The organism is Haemophilus haemolyticus M19501 (assembly GCF_000222025.1).
Taxonomy (GTDB): domain Bacteria; phylum Pseudomonadota; class Gammaproteobacteria; order Enterobacterales; family Pasteurellaceae; genus Haemophilus; species Haemophilus haemolyticus_G.
In genome coordinates, this window is record NZ_AFQO01000003.1 from 232,066 (window position 1) to 248,705 (window position 16,640).

Genomic DNA, 16,640 nt, shown 5'->3' on the forward strand with positions numbered 1-16,640 from the left:
TCCTTAGTAGTATCAAGTTTTGATGTTATTGTGGCATAAGTTCTCTTTTATTCCAATATTTCTAATAATGCCTGCACAGGATGCTTTAACACCACATTTTCATAACGTTTTACCTGACTGCGGCAAGAATAACCAGTTGCTAAACAAAAGTGCGGATCTTTTCCATGCAGTTTTTTATGCCATGATACATCGTAGATTTCTCGGCTCATTTTTTGATTTTGCACTTCATGCCCAAATACACCAGCCATACCACAACATCCTACTTTTTCTACAGTAAGTTGTTGTCCAAATCTTCCAAAAATTTCTTGCCATTCTTTTGGACTATTCGGCATAAAAGTAGATTCTGTACAATGCGGGAATAAATACCAATCGGAAGTGCGGTCAGTTTTGGCGATGTTTTTCAGTTTATCTTGTAATGCCGTATTTTGTAATCTTTGTTTTAACCATTCGTGTGCGGTGAGAACGTGAAAATCGCCACGTTTTTCTTGTAGTGCTTCTTTGTATTCATCTCGATAAGATAGCACGATGGCTGGATCAACGCCTACAAGTGGAATGCCTAATTTTGCCATTCGATTTAAAAACTCGGCTTGGTTTTGTGCTGTTTTGCTAAAGCGTTTTAAGAAACCTTTAATGTGCATTGCTTTGCCGTTTGGTTTAAATGGCAACAGAATTGGTTTGAAACCTAATTTCTGCGTGAGCATAACAAAATCGCGAACCACTTTGGCATCATAGTAAGAGGTATAAGGATCTTGCACAATAAATAAAACATCGTTTTTTTCTACCGCACTTAGGTCTTCCAATTCTTCCAAGGATTTGTCTTGATAATGAATTTCCACCAGCTGTTGTTGCAAATTGGGTTCAGAAAGCAAAGGCAAATCGGTCATGCCTAGCGTTTTTTCCACTAATGTTTGCGTGACTTTTAGCTTGGTAAAATAATTAAAGAATTTTGCTTGTTTTGCCATATAAGGCGCTGCGATTTCTAAATTTGCCACAATGTGATCTTTTACTGGACGTAAGTAGCGGTTGTGATAAAAATGAAAGAATTTCGCACGGAAACTTGGTACATCGATTTTTATCGGGCATTGGCTTGCACAGGCTTTACAAGCAAGGCAAGTGTCCATTGCAGCTTTCACTTCGTGAGAAAAATCATAATCGCCTCGCCATTTTTGAACCGTATTGCTCAGTCTTTTTACAAGTGCGGTTAATTTTATTTCTGTTTTACGGAAGTCTAATTGTTCGGGCGAAACATTTTCATTTGCCATCAATCGAAGCCATTCTCTAACCATGGCTGCGCGACCTTTCGGCGAAAATACACGGTTTTTACTGACTTTCATCGATGGGCACATAATGCTGTGTTCATCAAAATTGAAACATAAACCGTTTCCATTGCAGTTCATCGCACCCTTAAATTCATCGCGCATTTGGATCGGAATTTGACGATCGTTATCAGCCCGCATAGGCGAAAGAATAGAATAAAGTTCCTCTTTGGAATCTAAAGGCGTACAGATTTTGCCGGGATTTAAGCGATTGTTCGGATCGAATAAGGTTTTGATATAACGAAGTTCGTGCCAGAGTTCTGGCGTAAAGAATTTTTCGCCGTAATGGGAACGCACGCCTTTTCCATGCTCTCCCCAGAGTAATCCACCATATTTAATCGTAAGTTCTGCTACTTCATCTGAAATTTGTTTGAATAATTTCACTTGTTCTTTGTCGCATAAATCAAGCGCAGGGCGAACGTGCAACACGCCAGCATCCACGTGACCAAACATGCCATATTGTAAATTGTGTTTGTCTAATAAAGCGCGAAATTCACTGATGTAATCCGCAAGATTTTCTGGGGGGACACAAGTATCTTCCACGAAAGGAATCGGTTTGGCAGCACCTTTTGCATTACCCAGTAAGCCCACTGCTTTTTTTCGCATTGCATAAATACGCTCAATAGAAGGTAAATCTGAGCAAACTTGATAGCCAATAATGTGATCTTGGTTGTGTTCGATTTTTTCATCAAGTGAGCGACAAAGTGCGGTAACTTGGCGGTCTATTTTTTCTTGATTATTACCAGCAAATTCCACAATATTTAAACCAAGAATTGGATCCGTTTCATCTTCTGTAAGAAGTTCATTCACCGAGTGCCAAATAATATCTTGTTTGGCAAGGTTTAAGACTTTGGAATCAACTGTTTCCACAGAAAGCGCATTGGCTTTCACCATAAAAGGTGCATTGCGTAATGCCGCATCAAAAGAACGATATTTAATATTGATGAGCGTGCGATACTGAGGAATTGGCAGAAGATTGAGTTTGGCTTCACAAATAAATGCGAGAGAACCTTCAGAGCCAGTGAGAATTCTCGTAAGATTAAATTCACTTTCATCTTCATTAAAGACATTTTTTAGATCGTATCCCGTTAAAAAACGGTTAAGTTGTGGCAAATCTTTAATGATTGCTGCTCTTTTTTCTTTACAGTGTTGCGCAATGGTTTGATGGAGTCTTTTGCTACTGTCACTTAATTCAAGCGCATCGATGTTTTCTAAAACATCAACAGAATTGACCGCACTTGTATCTAAAATCTCACCGTTCATTAATACTGCGCGTAATGCCAAAACATGATTAGAGGTTTTACCGTATTGCAATGAGCCTTGCCCAGAGGCATCGGTGTTAATCATTCCACCTAAAGTCGCTCGATTGCTGGTGGATAACTCTGGGGCAAAGAATAAACCATGTGGTTTTAAAAATTGATTAAGTTGATCTTTTACTACACCTGCTTGTACTCGAACCCAACGCTCTTTTACATTGAGTTCCAAAATAGCAGTCATATGGCGAGAAAGATCCACTATTATATTGTTATTGATAGATTGACCATTAGTGCCAGTGCCACCACCGCGAGGCGTAAAAGTGAGTGATTGATATTTTGGTAAATTTGCCAATTTGGTTATACGCACTATATCAGCAACAGTTTTCGGAAAAAGAATCGCCTGTGGAAGCTGTTGGTAAACGCTGTTATCCGTAGCAAGACTTAATCTATCTGCATAATTTGTAGCGATATCTCCTTCAAAATGTTGTTTTTTAAGCGCTTGGAGATAGTTAAGTACATTTTGTTCAATTTGTGGAGTGCGATTTAGACTTGGCAACATGGCATTTAACTCATTTAAAGATATAAATATCGAGGATATCTTCGATAATATCTTAAGGTGAGAACAATGTCGAATTAGATTTTAGGCGTTTTGGGGAGGCATTTTATGGAGTGAATTAGTCAAGAAAACGATGTTGTTTGATTAAATAATAGGCAAAATACTCAAAAGAATTTGATCTTTTCAATTTTTGTAGGATAATAAGCGCACTTTTGAACGTTCCTTTGGCGTAAACAAAGGAATTGAATTTGTCAAAAGGTAAAAAGTAGGGCAAATTCAAAACCCTAGTTAAGCGACTGTTTAGAGTGTAACTTTAATTAAAAGTTCAGTATAAACAAGGACACTTTTTTATTATTATTCGATGACTAAATAGAGGACATCAAAATGAAAAAAACTGCAATCGCATTAGTAGTTGCTGGTTTAGCAGCGGCTTCAGTAGCTCAAGCAGCTCCACAAGAAAATACTTTCTACGCTGGCGTTAAAGCCGGTCAAGCATCTTTCCACGATGGCATTCGTGCTCTAGCTCGTGAAAATAGTGAGGGTTATCACCGTAATTCTTTCACTTACGGTGTATTTGGTGGTTATCAAATTTTAAATCAAGATAACTTAGGTTTAGCGGTTGAATTAGGTTACGATGATTTCGGTCGTGCTAAAGGTCGCCAAGCAGGTAAAACTGATGCTAAACACACTAACCACGGTGCACACTTAAGCTTAAAAGGCAGCTATGAAGTGTTAGAAGGTTTAGATGTTTATGGTAAAGCAGGTGTTGCTTTAGTGCGTTCTGACTATAAAAAAGTTAGTGATCAGTTCCGTGAACATAGCTTGCGTACTTCTGGTTTATTCGCAGTTGGTGCAGAATATGCAGTGTTACCAGAGTTAGCAGTTCGTTTAGAATACCAATGGCTAACTCGTGTAGGTAAATTACGTACAGGCGATGATGCTCATAGTGCAATTAATTATAATCCATGGATTGGTTCTATCAATGCAGGTATTTCTTACCGCTTCGGTCAAGGCTCAGCGCCAGTTGTTGCAGCACCTGAAATGGTAAGCAAAACTTTCAACTTAAACTCTGATGTAACTTTTGCGTTCGGTAAAGCAAACTTAAAACCACAAGCTCAAGCAACCTTAGATGGTATTTACGGTGAAATCGCACAAATCAACGGTGCTAAAGTAGCTGTTGCTGGTTACACTGACCGTATTGGTTCTGATGCGTTCAACGTTAAACTTTCTCAACAACGTGCTGACACTGTAGCTAACTACTTCGTTGCTAAAGGTGTTTCTGCAGATGCAATCTCTGCAACTGGTTACGGTAAAGCAAACCCAGTGACTGGCGCAACTTGTGACCAAGTTAAAGGTCGTAAAGCGCTTATCGCATGTCTTGCTCCAGACCGTCGTGTAGAGATCGCAGTTAACGGTACTAAATAATTTTAGTGTTCGTTTAACGAAAGATTAAATACAGCAAAAGGCTTAAACTTCGGTTTAGGCCTTTTGTCTTATATGAATCTAAAACCAAGCATTTCAATCAAGTTTTAACTTATGATAGAATACGGTTCTCATTTATTTATAGGGAACATTATGGAAACCTTAGACAAAATCAAAAAGCAAATTAGTGAAAATCCAATTCTTATTTATATGAAAGGTTCACCAAAATTACCATCTTGTGGCTTTTCTGCTCGTGCATCTGAAGCATTGATGAATTGTAAAGTACCTTTTGGTTATGTAGATATTTTGCAACATCCAGATATTCGTGCTGAATTACCAGCATATGCAAACTGGCCAACTTTTCCGCAATTATGGGTAGAGGGGGAATTAATTGGTGGTTGTGATATCATTTTAGAGATGTATCAATCTGGTGAATTACAAACTTTATTAGCTGAAGTTGCAGCAAAGCACGCTTAATTACATTAGAAAAATGAAACCCGCTTATAGCGGGTTTTTTATACAAATAAATTTGTTTTTTATTGAATAAATAGTCTAGGCAAGCTTTAATACCTTAGAAAGTGCGGTAAAAAATCGATTATTTTCTTCAGGTAAACCAATACTTATACGCAAATGATTCGGCATGCCATAACCAGCAATAGGGCGAACGATTACGCCTTCGCGTAATAACGCATCATAAATTGGGGCAGCAGGTTGTTTGAAATCAATGGTTATAAAATTTCCTTTGGAGGGAATATATTCCAATTGATTTTTTTGACAAAAGTCTTCATAACGTCGCATTTCTACTCGATTATTTTCAGCTACTTTCTCAACAAATTCATCGTCATTCATTACGGCAACTGCAGCGGTTAATGCCAAAGAATTACAGTTAAATGGTTGTCGAACTCGATTTAATAAATCTGCGATTTCAGGATTAGATACCGCATAACCAATGCGTAAACCCGCCAAGCCATAGGCTTTAGAAAGAGAGCGTGAAATAATTAAATTTGAATATTTTTTTAATAAACGGAAGGAGTCCACTCGTTCTTCAGATCTGGTAAATTCGGTGTAGGCTTCATCTAATACCACGATTACATTTTGTGGAACTTCTACTAAAAAATCTTCAATTTCTTGCGACGTTAAAAAATTACCCGTTGGATTATTGGGATTAGCAATGTAAATGAGCTTTGTTTTATCAGAAAGTGCGGTCAAAAATCCTTGTAAATCGTGCCCCCAATTTTTAGCTGGAATTTCTTTTGCAATTGCATTAATCGCTTTAGTTACTAAAGGATAAACAATAAAGGCATATTGTGAATAAATGATTTCATCGCCTTCGGTTGCGAAAGTGTGAGCAAAAAGTTCTAATAAATCGTTTGATCCATTTCCGAGTGTAATTTGATTTGGTTGAACGCCAAATTTTTTTGCGATAGTTTGTTTTAGTTCAAAGCCATTCGCATCTGGATAACGAGTCAGTTTATCTAATTGTTCGAAAATTGCTTTTTTTGCACTTTCTGGAAAACCAAATGGGCTTTCGTTTGAGGCAAGTTTAACGATATTGGAAATCCCAAGTTCTCTTTCTAATTCTTCAATGGGTTTGCCTGCTTGATAAGGGGATAAGGATTGTACGCCTCGATTGGCAATATTTATGTACTGCATAGTGTTATTTGAAAATATTGATGTGGATTAGGAGTAATTTTCAAGTAAATTTGGGCGTAGTAAATACGCCCATTGAAAATGTTCTTTAACTATTGAGGAAGATTTTCAGCTTCAAATTTTTTCATAAATGAAATGAGTGTCTCAACGCCTTCCTGTGGCATAGCATTATAAATAGATGCTCGCATTCCACCTAAAACTTTGTGGCCTTTCAAAGCTTGTAAGCCCGCAGCAGTGGATTCTGCGACAAATTTAGCATCTAATTCAGCATTACCAGTGATGAAAGTGACATTCATTGTTGAGCGGTTTTCTTTTGCTACCACATTGCGGTAAAGTTTGCTCGAATCAATATAATCATAAAGGGTTTGTGCTTTTAGCATATTACGTTTTGCGATCACCGCTAAGCCCCCCCATCTCTTTAAGATGTTTAAATACGAGGGAACATAAATACCAAGCAAATGTTGGTGGTGTATTGATCATTGAATCTGCATCACGTTGAGTTGCATAATTCCAAATAGATGGGGTTTCTTTACGTGCATTACCGATTAAATCATCACGAATAATGACTAATGTAATGCCCGCAGGACCAAGATTTTTTTGCGCACCTGCATAAATTACACCAAATTTACTGATATCGATTTGGCGTGAAAGAATATTTGAAGACATATCAGCCACCAATATAGCATCGCCCACATTTGGAACATCAAAAATCTCTACACCACTGATAGTTTCATTTGGGCAATAATGAACGTAGTCATATTGATCAGCAATATGGCTAAAATCAAGATCGGTAATTCGAGTCTGTTCGCCATTTTCTACAATAGTGATTTCATCAATTTCTGCAAAACTTCTTGCTTCTTTTGCTGCTGTAGCTGACCAATGTCCACTATTTAAATAAAGGGCTTTGCCTTTTTTACCGATTAAGTTCATCGGAATCGCTGCAAATTGACCGCGAGCACCACCTTGTAGGAAAAGTACGCGATAGTTATCAGGAATATTGTAAACCTCACGTAGATCTTTTTCTGCTTGTGCAATAAGCTCCATGAAATATTTACCGCGATGGCTTACTTCCATCACGGACACACCTTGATTGAGCCAGTTTGTCAGTTCACCTTGTGCTTTTTGTAGTACTTCTGGAAAAATCATCGCTGGTCCAGCGCTAAAATTAAAGACTTGTGACATTGTGTTTCCTTATTTTTGTAGATAGTTGAATCTGTTTTATCACTACAAAAGCAGAGAATCAAACGCTTTTTTGGTAAATAAAAAATTTTTTTGAGCTGACTCACAAAATTTACTTTCAGCTTTTGACGAATTACCAAAAAGAGGCTACATTACCGCCATCAATTTTCTTACTAAAAGAGAGTCATTATGGAAACTGTAAACAAGCAATCTTTCCAAGAGGTGTTGGAATACGTGCGTATGTATCGTTCGAAAAACAAAATTAAGCGCGACATGGAAGACAATAATCGTAAAATCCGTGACAACCAAAAACGCGTATTATTGTTAGATAACTTAAATCAATACATTCGTGATGATATGACCATCGAAGAGGTGCGCGGAATTATTGAAAGTATGCGTGATGACTATGAAGGTCGTGTTGATGATTATACGATTCGCAATGCAGAGCTTTCTACGCAACGTCGAGAGATCAGTGCGAAAATGAAAAGTCAGAAAAAAGCGCATGCGGAATTATTGAAAAATTCTGAAAAATAATTGTAATGAAATAGCCGGCTGAATCAGTCGGCTTATTTTTTATAAGCCATTCATTGCATTAATGATTTTAATTTCATCGAAATTGCCAATATCTTCTAGGAATATTGTACGTTCTTGAATTTTCCTCTCTTGTAATAATTTTTCTCGTTGTGTGCCTAAAAGCAATGGCGTATCTGGTGTGTACCATTTTTTTCCTTGGCGAAAAATTAAATTACCAATGGAACAATCTGTCACTTTTCCATTTTTGATAATCATAATTTCATCACAAGTGCCTCGTTGAGCAAACAATGTATTAATTAAACTGCGATCAGAATATTTCAAGCTATATTCGATGTCGTCACAAATTACAGGTTGAAAAGTGCGGTAAATTTTTCGATGGTATTCAAAATATTGAATTTGTGTGGTTTCGGCATTGTAATCAATGCGGCAGCGAACTAATCGATTTTGTAAATTTTCAGGTAGTTGAATAAGGGAAAAAAGATTAAAAATTTTTACCGCACTTTTGCCATAATATGCACGTAAACTACGTTCATATCTCGCTTGGTGTAAATCGATATTTTTAATTTCCCCCTTTTCAATGCAAAGGGTTTCAAATAAAGGGAACATTAAGGTATTCCTGTTAGTTATTGACTAGGGTAAGCATAATTAAACCGATTTTGGGGCGGTAGTTAGAAATATCCCAAAGGGGAATATGCGTAACCGTGGGTACACTTACCCACGGTATAACAGATTTTTATATCGCGTAAGTTTCTGAAATAGGCAAATAAACTTTTTCTAATAATTCTTCATATTCATCTTGCACATTGCTATGAATGGTAATCCCGCCTCCACTATGAAAATAAAATTTTTCATCTACTTGAGAAATAAATCGAATTGCCACCGCACTTTGTAGTGTTTTACCATCAAATATGCCAAAAATTCCTGTGTAATAACCGCGTTTTTGTTTTTCTGCTTGTTGAATAATTTGTGTGGTTTTCTCTTTTGGTGCGCCACTAATGGAACCAGCAGGCAAGAGTTTCGCTAAAATATCTCCAATTTGATTTTGCCAGTTTTCATTCAATTTTCCGCAAATCTCAGAACTGGTTTGCAGTATTTCGCCTTTCTGGGTCTTGATACGATCGATATAACGAAATTTTTTCACCTGAATGTGTTCTGCCACCATTGATAAATCATTACGCATTAAATCAACAATTGTGTAATGCTCGCGTTGTTCTTTTTCATTTGTGAGTAACTGATTTTCTGCATCGGGCAGAGACGCATTAATTGTCCCTTTCATGGGATAAGTAAAAATGCGGTTATCCTGAATATTGACAAAACATTCAGGCGAAAAGCAAACAAATTGATCTTGTAACCACAATTTATAAGGTGCATTGGTTTGATGAAAAATTTGTTCAAGTGAAATATTGCCTGAAATTTCAGTAGGATAAGTGAGATTCAATAAATAAGAATTGCCTTTTTGTAATTCATTTTGAACAAGTTCAAAACCTTGTTGATAACGCGAGAAAGGCATTGGATGTTTGGTAAAATTAAGAGGAATAGATTGTGGAGAAATCGTGCTATTTCTTTTCCCTAAAATATCAAAATAAATGCCTTGTTGTGCAGAATTTTCGAGAGGACAAATCAAGGGTTTTTCTTTTTCAAAATCAATAAGAAAGAAAAATGGCGTGCGTTGTTTGCCATAATGATTAGCCTGTTCAATAAAATGTTGCATTGTGATTTGTGTTATTTTGCGTAAAATTGCACGATTATAACGAATACCGAGCGGTTATGAAATTACTCATCATTAATAATCACGATTCTTTTACTTTTAACTTGGTAGATTTAATTCGCAAATTAAATGTGCCTTATGATGTTTTAAATGTGGAAGATTTGAAAGAAAATACAGCGGAAAAATATAGTCATATATTGATTTCGCCGGGGCCTGATGTGCCACGCGCTTACCCACAACTTTTTTCCATGTTGGAAAAATATTATCAGCAGAAATCTATTTTAGGTGTGTGTTTAGGGCATCAAACCTTATGTGAATTTTTTGGCGGTACATTGTATAACTTAGAGAATGTTCGTCACGGGCAGAAAAGAACATTAAAAGTGCGGTCAAATTCCCCATTGTTTTTTGATCTTCCTGCTGAATTTAATATCGGGCTATATCATTCTTGGGGCGTACAGAAAAAAGATTTTCCTAGTTGCCTAGAAGTTACCGCACTTTGTGATGAAAGCGTGGTGATGGCTATGCAGCATAAGTTTTTGCCAATTTATGGTGTTCAGTTTCATCCAGAATCTTATATGTCAGACTTTGGAGAGCAAATTTTGCGTAATTGGTTGGCAATTCCTCCCACAACTACCCCATAATACCGCTTGCTTATTAAGCAAAAATGCGTATTATAGCCGTCTATACGTCAATACATCCAAATTTAAAAGAAAAAGAGAGAAAATATGTCTAGCTATTTATTTACATCTGAATCTGTCTCTGAAGGGCATCCAGATAAAATTGCCGATCAAATTTCTGATGCGGTACTTGATGAAATCCTAAAACAAGATCCAAAAGCACGAGTCGCTTGTGAGACCTACGTAAAAACCGGTATGGCATTGGTGGGTGGTGAAATTACCACATCAGCATGGGTCGATATTGAGAATTTAACGCGTAAAGTGATTTGTGATATTGGTTATGAACATTCTGAAATGGGTTTTGATGGCCATTCTTGTGCGGTGCTTAATGCGATTGGTAAACAATCTGTAGATATTAATCAAGGCGTTGATCGTGAAAATCCATTAGATCAAGGTGCAGGCGACCAAGGTATTATGTTTGGTTATGCCACCAATGAAACAGATGTATTAATGCCAGCAGCCATTACTTATGCACATCGCTTAATGGAAAAACAAGCTGAAGTGCGTAAAAGCGGTAAATTAGCATGGTTACGCCCAGATGCGAAAAGCCAAGTCACGTTAAAATATGAAGATAATAAAATTGTTGGTGTGGATGCGGTTGTGCTTTCTACTCAACATTCTGAAGAAGTTAGCCAAAAAGATTTACACGAAGGTGTGATGGAAGAAATTATCAAACCTGTATTACCAAGTGAATGGCTTTCTAAAGAAACAAAATTCTTCATTAACCCGACTGGTCGTTTTGTTATTGGTGGGCCAATGGGCGATTGTGGTTTAACAGGTCGTAAAATTATCGTAGATACTTACGGTGGTGCCGCTCGTCACGGTGGTGGCGCATTCTCAGGAAAAGATCCATCTAAAGTAGATCGTTCCGCTGCTTATGCTGCACGTTATGTCGCAAAAAATATTGTGGCAGCTGGTTTGGCAGATCGTTGTGAAATCCAACTTTCTTATGCGATTGGTGTGGCTGATCCAACATCTATTATGGTCGAAACCTTTGGAACTGGAAAAGTTGCAAATGAATTATTAGTGTCATTAGTTCGTGAATTTTTTGATTTACGTCCTTATGGCTTAATTAAAATGTTAGATTTAATTCAACCAATCTATCGTGAAACGGCAGCTTATGGTCATTTCGGTCGTGAGCAATTCCCTTGGGAAAAAGTGGATCGTGCAGCAGAATTACGTATTGCGGCAGGTTTAAAATAATAGGCTTGAATTTTTAGTTTGAAAGGCTTATATTGGAAAGGCAACAAGGTTACTTGCTGCCTTGACTGATAAGTGTTACCAAGCTGGCGAGCTATACAGTAACACAATAAATATGATGACGATTATAAAGATAATTTTCATCAATTTTGTCTCCCAATCAGTGTTAAAACAAACTGATCGAGATGATTGCATTACCTGACCCCCCAGTCAGGTAATGACAACACCTGACCAGCCACTGATCATTCTATCATATAAAAGCCGCTTATCTAGCGGTTTTTTCTTTTCAATCATGACATCAATAGAGCAAATTCCATTTCGTCATTTAAAAATGCAAGTGCAACGCAAATTGAATCAGTCTTTGCTGCTTGCAGAGGCTTATTTTAAGCGAAAATTTACAATGCCTGAGGTAAATTATGATTTACGTGGCATAAAGGCAGGCGTGGCTTATCTGCAAAAAAATCAAATAAAATTTAACCGCACTTTATTACAAGAAAATGCAGATGAATTTATTCGACAAGTCGTGCCACACGAGCTTGCGCATTTGATTGTGTATCAAATGTTTGGTCGCGTAAAACCACACGGGAAAGAGTGGCAGCTTGTAATGAATGAAATTTTTAAGCTTCCCGCAGACACTTGCCATCAATTTGATATAAAAAATGTGCAAGGTAAAACCTTTGAATATCGTTGTGCGTGCCAAACCCATTTTCTAACTATTCGTCGGCATAACAAAATAATGAAAGAACACATCGAATATTTGTGTAAAAAATGTAAGGGAAAATTAGTTTTTGTCGATGAAACAGAATAATTTTTGTGATATATTTTTCCAGTTTATTCAATAAATAAAGGAGTTATCCAATGAAAAAATCTTTATTAGCAGTTATTGTTGGTGCATTTGCCTTTGCTTCTGTTGCAAATGCGAATATCTATGCTGAAGGCGATATCGGTTTATCTCAAACTAAAGCAAACGGTAGTAATAATACTCGAATTGAACCTCGTGTAGCGGTTGGTTATAAATTAGGAAATACGCGTGTTGCGGGTGATTATACTCATCATGGAAAAGTTGATGGTGCGAAAATTCACGGTTTAGGTGCATCAGTATTATATGATTTTGATACAAATTCTAAAGTTCAGCCTTATGTCGGTGCTCGTGTTGCAGCTAACCAATTCAAATATGATAATAGAGCTAATCAAGTATATAAAAGTTCTTCTGAAACTAAAATTGGCTATGGTGTTGTAGCAGGTGCGAAATATAAATTAGATGGCAACTGGTATGCAAATGGCGGTGTTGAATACAATCGTCTAGGTAGTTTTGATAATACTAAAGTTAATAACTATGGCGCGAAAGTTGGCGTGGGTTACGGATTCTAATTTTTAGAATACAAAAATCTTTTTATAAAACACTTTAATTTAACGGTGATCGTTTAAAACAATCACCGTTATTTATTTTTGGATTATTTCAATACGCTAAAACCCAAAACTTACCCCAGTTGCAGCACCCACACCGTTATTGGTATCAGCAGAGCCAGAAAGGCTAATTACCACATTTGGTTTAGGTGTATAACGAACCCCAACAGCAACAGCAGATTGTCCTCGATAAGTACCCGCAGCTGCCCCAACGGTAAAGCGTTTTCCTTGCACTGGGTAAATTTGCCCCATTGCCATTGCAGCTGCAATACCCGCACGGCTTTCACGAGTGGTTTTTCGGATTTGTCGATTGATTTCGCCAGTCGCTTGATTCAATCCTTTGATTGCTGCACGAGTGAGATCAGTTTCATTGGCAGAAAGTCCATTTGAACCATTGTTACCATTTATACCGTGATTAGCGTTAGCTCCATTTTGTCCGTTGGCTCCATTTTGTCCATTAGCACCGTCTTGACCTGCTGCACCGTTGGAACCTTGGCTACCAGCAGAACCTGCATTACCTGTTGAACCTGAACCACCAGCTTGTCCATTTTGTCCATTAGCACCGTCTTGACCTGCTGCACCGTTGGAACCTTGGCTACCTGCAGAACCTTCATTACCTGTCAAGCCTGTGCTACCAGCTTGTCCATTTTGTCCATTAGCACCGTCTTGACCTACCGAACCGTCTTGACCTGCTGTACCATTGGAACCTTGGCTACCAGCAGAACCTGCATTACCTGTTGAACCTGAACCACCAGCTTGTCCATTTTGTCCATTAGCACCGTCTTGACCTGTCGAACCATTGTGACCTACTGAACCATCAGCCCCTTGATTACCAGCAGAACCTGCATTACCTGTCGAGCCTACGCCACCAGCTTGTCCATTTTGTCCATTAGCACCGTCTTGACCTGCTGCACCATTGTGACCAGCTGTACCATTTGAACCTTGACTACCTGTAGAACCTGCATTACCTGTCGAGCCTGTGCCACCAGCTTGTCCATTTTGTCCATTAGCACCGCCTTGACCTGCCGAAGCATTGTGATCTGTTGTACCATTTGAACCTTGGCTACCAGCAGAACCTGCATTACCTGTCGAGCCTGTGCCACCAGCTTGTCCATTTTGTCCGTTAGCACCGTCTTGACCTGCTGTGTTGTGATTACCGTCTGTGCCATTATTCGGGGTTTGTGGTTTTTCTTTGGCTGCATTATTCGCTTCAGGTGCTTTTTCTTCCTGCATTAAATAGGTTTTACCCTTATTGTCTGTTTTGGCATAAAGTTCTAAAGATTTACTCGGATCATCTTTATTGACTAAGGTTAAACGGTCAAATACTGGATTAGTTTTCATTGCAATGCGAATACCGTCATTGTCGTGATAAGTAATCAAGTTGCGACTGCTATACAAATCTGCTTTGTAGCCAACACCACTCTCGCCTAAAATAGAGAGCGTTTCGCCCACGTGTTTGTAGAAGTTGGTTTTATCCGTGTCAGTAAAACCTTGATTGTCGGAATTAACCGCAAAACGCAAGCCTGCCGATTTCAACTGTGCCAAGTTTACGGCATCAGTGTCTGCCGTCCCCGCTGCTACACCAGTAATTTGGCGGGTTAAATTGCGATAGCGATTTCCTACAGAAAATGCCCCCGTAGTACCACGCCACACTGAAACAATTTTATTTTGAGCTATTTGTTTTTCTTTTAGATTTCCTTCATCTGTAACAAGTTGTGCATCAAGTGCGGTCAGTTTTTGCTCAATTTCTTCGAGTTCTTTTTTAGTTTTCTCTGAATTGTTATTATTTGCCGTATCAGATGACATTGCTACTTCATTGTTAATGCTATGTTTGGTTTCCAATTCACTACGGCGAGCCTTTAACTTATTCAAATTTGCTTCAGCTGTTTCTTTAGCTTCTTTGGCTTTTTGTACATCTTCGGCTTTTGGTTTTTGATTGCTTGAACTTGTACTATTCATTTTGTTTTGCAATGTAGTATACGCAGTATTTCGAGAATTAAATGTACTGTTTGCAGCAGGGATTTCTCCCTCGATCAAATTCCGCAATTCTGATAACTCGCTGTATTTTTCTACATCCGTTTTAAATCTCTCTTTTGCATTATTAATGTCAGTTTGCATAGCCTCTGATTTAGTTTTCAATTCTCCTTTTAGAATGTACTGATTATTAGCATCTATACCTGTATATTCGCCACTGAAATCAACACCCACCGAGTTTGCTCCTCGATCGGTAATAGAATGCGACCCAAGAGCAACACCACCATCAATAATTACTTGCGAATATGTACCAATAGAAACCGAATTGTCTGCGTGAGCGGTAGCAATTCGACCTATGGCTATGCCACTTTCTCTTTTCGCTACAGCAGACGAACCAATTGCTAAAGAATAATGCCCACGTGATTCAGCAGCAATACCAAAAGAAAGCGAATCCGCTCCTGATGCACGAGTGCCTGCACCAAATGCGATACTTTGATGTCCTACAGTTTGTGCAAGTGTGCCAAAGGCAATACTATTTTCAAATTGTTTGGCGTATTCAGGAAAAATAAGGCGATACTTTGATATTGCAATACGTTTAATGCCTTCAGCTGAGTTTGCAATATATTCCGAGCCACCAATTTTTTCTGGATTTTCATCCACAGAAATTTTTTGTTCGCCCGGTTTTAACAACATTGTTAGCTTGCTAGGTTGCGTGCCACGCCCTGCATAAGCTCCATTACCGATAATAATATTTGTTGCTGTTCCCACATTATTGATAGCAGAATTAACCCCTATAGAAATACCATATTTTCCTTGACTGATTGCGTGATCCCCGATAGCGATTGCCCCATTTCCTGTACTAATAGATGCAAAACCCTGAGCTATCGCACGTTCAGCATAAGTTACCGAATTCAATCCGATTGATATACCACCTTCTTTTAAGGCTTTGGTACTACGACCGATAGCAACGGAATATTTACCAGATGCGTTTGATTGAGCTCCCAAGGCTAACGCACTATCTTCTAACGCTGTTGCCCAAGGTCCCAACGTAACAGAATAGTCGCCACTTGCTTTTGTATCATAACCAATAGAAATAGCTTCTCCTTTAGATGCCGTAGCATTATGTCCTATTGCTATAGTATATGCCTCTGATGCCTTTGAATCTTCCCCAAATACTATTGCACGATTACCTGAAGCAGTGGAATTGATCCCTATTACCATAGCCCCTTGTCCAGTTGCAACGGTTTTATTACCAATAGCGATATTATCATTTTGAGTTACATTAGTATCCTTGCCTATGGCAATGGTATTTTTTTTATTTGAATTGCTCGTTTCTAAACCAATTAGCTTACTATTTTCGTCGGTGACTTTAACAAATTTAAGTAGCATACTCACTTTTTCGTTAAGTTCTTTATTTTGTTTCTTTATTTCTTCATATTGTTTCTTAATTTCTTCATTGGTAGGGCTAGAATTTGTATTATCCCCCGCCAACACCGCACCACTCACTAATGCCATACAAAGTGCGGTTAATTTTACCGATGTTTTTGCAGATTTTACCTTGCCTTTAGCAAGTTCAGAGACCACTTGAAAAACACCTGATGCCCGATTAAAAATAATTCTATAAATATGATTCATACTAACCTCGATTTGATTTTTCGTTTATGTTTACAATAAAAAAGACAAAGAAAACCCCAGCCGTGTTTTAAGGTTGAAAAACACAGCGAGACTAAAGAATAATGTTTTCTTTAAAATGAACTGGAT

The 16,640-nt window shown here is 38.0% G+C and carries 12 protein-coding genes and 1 pseudogene; 7 read left to right on the forward strand and 6 right to left on the reverse strand.

Annotation, left to right across the window (positions count from 1 at the left end; all coding sequences use genetic code 11):
* Nucleotides 1–47 precede the first annotated feature (47 nt).
* Complete coding sequence (gene ydiJ / locus GG9_RS06900) at nt 48–3,131, reverse strand: D-2-hydroxyglutarate dehydrogenase YdiJ (RefSeq protein ID WP_005630418.1); 3,084 nt, start codon at nt 3,129–3,131, stop codon at nt 48–50.
* A gap of 381 nt (nt 3,132–3,512) precedes the next feature.
* On the opposite strand from ydiJ, the gene ompA reads away from it, so the two are divergent.
* Nucleotides 3,513–4,553: a porin OmpA gene (gene ompA, locus GG9_RS06895; RefSeq protein ID WP_005630420.1), complete on the forward strand. Its 1,041-nt coding sequence runs from the start codon at nt 3,513–3,515 to the stop codon at nt 4,551–4,553.
* A 150-nt stretch (nt 4,554–4,703) separates the two neighbouring features.
* Nucleotides 4,704–5,027 carry a Grx4 family monothiol glutaredoxin gene (gene grxD / locus GG9_RS06890; protein ID WP_005627223.1) on the forward strand — a complete coding sequence of 108 codons (324 nt, stop codon included), beginning with the start codon at nt 4,704–4,706 and terminating at the stop codon, nt 5,025–5,027.
* A 75-nt stretch (nt 5,028–5,102) separates the two neighbouring features.
* Here grxD and hisC read toward each other — a convergent pair whose 3' ends face one another.
* Both hisC and serC read right to left on the reverse strand, forming a co-directional pair.
* Complete coding sequence (gene hisC / locus GG9_RS06885) at nt 5,103–6,203, reverse strand: histidinol-phosphate transaminase (protein ID WP_005630423.1); 1,101 nt, start codon at nt 6,201–6,203, stop codon at nt 5,103–5,105.
* Nucleotides 6,204–6,292: 89 nt separating this feature from the next.
* Nucleotides 6,293–7,382 (reverse strand): annotated as a pseudogene (gene serC, locus GG9_RS0108520) (3-phosphoserine/phosphohydroxythreonine transaminase).
* A 186-nt stretch (nt 7,383–7,568) separates the two neighbouring features.
* Here serC and GG9_RS06880 point away from each other — a divergent pair.
* Nucleotides 7,569–7,913, forward strand: a complete 345-nt coding sequence (locus GG9_RS06880) for a DUF496 family protein (protein ID WP_005630430.1) — start codon at nt 7,569–7,571, stop codon at nt 7,911–7,913.
* A gap of 39 nt (nt 7,914–7,952) precedes the next feature.
* Here the strand turns inward: GG9_RS06880 and GG9_RS06875 are convergent, their stop codons facing one another.
* A complete protein-coding gene (locus tag GG9_RS06875) occupies nt 7,953–8,519 on the reverse strand; it encodes an aminotransferase class IV family protein (protein WP_005630432.1) in 567 nt (188 codons plus the stop codon).
* Nucleotides 8,520–8,646: 127 nt separating this feature from the next.
* Nucleotides 8,647–9,639 (reverse strand): aminodeoxychorismate synthase component I, encoded by a 993-nt coding sequence (locus tag GG9_RS06870; protein WP_032825032.1) that lies wholly within the window; start codon nt 9,637–9,639, stop codon nt 8,647–8,649.
* A 41-nt stretch (nt 9,640–9,680) separates the two neighbouring features.
* Here GG9_RS06870 and GG9_RS06865 point away from each other — a divergent pair, with 41 nt between their 5' ends.
* The 4 genes from GG9_RS06865 to GG9_RS06850 all read left to right on the forward strand — a co-directional run bounded on the left by GG9_RS06865 (nt 9,681) and on the right by GG9_RS06850 (nt 12,869).
* Nucleotides 9,681–10,262, forward strand: a complete 582-nt coding sequence (locus GG9_RS06865; RefSeq protein ID WP_005630436.1) for an anthranilate synthase component II — start codon at nt 9,681–9,683, stop codon at nt 10,260–10,262.
* A gap of 84 nt (nt 10,263–10,346) precedes the next feature.
* The gene (gene metK, locus GG9_RS06860) at nt 10,347–11,501 is read left to right on the forward strand and encodes a methionine adenosyltransferase (RefSeq protein WP_005630438.1); all 1,155 of its coding nucleotides are present in this window, start codon (nt 10,347–10,349) and stop codon (nt 11,499–11,501) included.
* A 289-nt stretch (nt 11,502–11,790) separates the two neighbouring features.
* A complete protein-coding gene (locus tag GG9_RS06855) occupies nt 11,791–12,306 on the forward strand; it encodes a SprT family zinc-dependent metalloprotease (RefSeq protein WP_032825033.1) in 516 nt (171 codons plus the stop codon).
* Nucleotides 12,307–12,356: 50 nt separating this feature from the next.
* Complete coding sequence (locus tag GG9_RS06850; RefSeq protein WP_005630442.1) at nt 12,357–12,869, forward strand: OmpW family outer membrane protein; 513 nt, start codon at nt 12,357–12,359, stop codon at nt 12,867–12,869.
* A gap of 96 nt (nt 12,870–12,965) precedes the next feature.
* Here the strand turns inward: GG9_RS06850 and GG9_RS06845 are convergent, their stop codons facing one another.
* Nucleotides 12,966–16,514 carry an ESPR-type extended signal peptide-containing protein gene (locus tag GG9_RS06845; RefSeq protein WP_005630444.1) on the reverse strand — a complete coding sequence of 1,183 codons (3,549 nt, stop codon included), beginning with the start codon at nt 16,512–16,514 and terminating at the stop codon, nt 12,966–12,968.
* Between the last annotated feature and the right edge of the window lie 126 nt (nt 16,515–16,640).

Excerpts from the sequence above, each read along its gene's own strand:
- GG9_RS06865 (WP_005630436.1), top strand. The coding sequence starts at position 9,681 with ATGAAATTACTCATCATTAATAATCACGATTCTTTTACTTTTAACTTG.
- GG9_RS06880 (WP_005630430.1), top strand. The coding sequence starts at position 7,569 with ATGGAAACTGTAAACAAGCAATCTTTCCAAGAGGTGTTGGAATACGTG.
- GG9_RS06855 (WP_032825033.1), top strand. The coding sequence starts at position 11,791 with ATGACATCAATAGAGCAAATTCCATTTCGTCATTTAAAAATGCAAGTG.
- ompA (WP_005630420.1), top strand. The coding sequence starts at position 3,513 with ATGAAAAAAACTGCAATCGCATTAGTAGTTGCTGGTTTAGCAGCGGCT.
- metK (WP_005630438.1), top strand. The coding sequence starts at position 10,347 with ATGTCTAGCTATTTATTTACATCTGAATCTGTCTCTGAAGGGCATCCA.
- ydiJ (WP_005630418.1), bottom strand. The coding sequence starts at position 3,131 with ATGTTGCCAAGTCTAAATCGCACTCCACAAATTGAACAAAATGTACTT.
- GG9_RS06845 (WP_005630444.1), bottom strand. The coding sequence starts at position 16,514 with ATGAATCATATTTATAGAATTATTTTTAATCGGGCATCAGGTGTTTTT.
- grxD (WP_005627223.1), top strand. The coding sequence starts at position 4,704 with ATGGAAACCTTAGACAAAATCAAAAAGCAAATTAGTGAAAATCCAATT.
- hisC (WP_005630423.1), bottom strand. The coding sequence starts at position 6,203 with ATGCAGTACATAAATATTGCCAATCGAGGCGTACAATCCTTATCCCCT.
- GG9_RS06850 (WP_005630442.1), top strand. The coding sequence starts at position 12,357 with ATGAAAAAATCTTTATTAGCAGTTATTGTTGGTGCATTTGCCTTTGCT.
- GG9_RS06875 (WP_005630432.1), bottom strand. The coding sequence starts at position 8,519 with ATGTTCCCTTTATTTGAAACCCTTTGCATTGAAAAGGGGGAAATTAAA.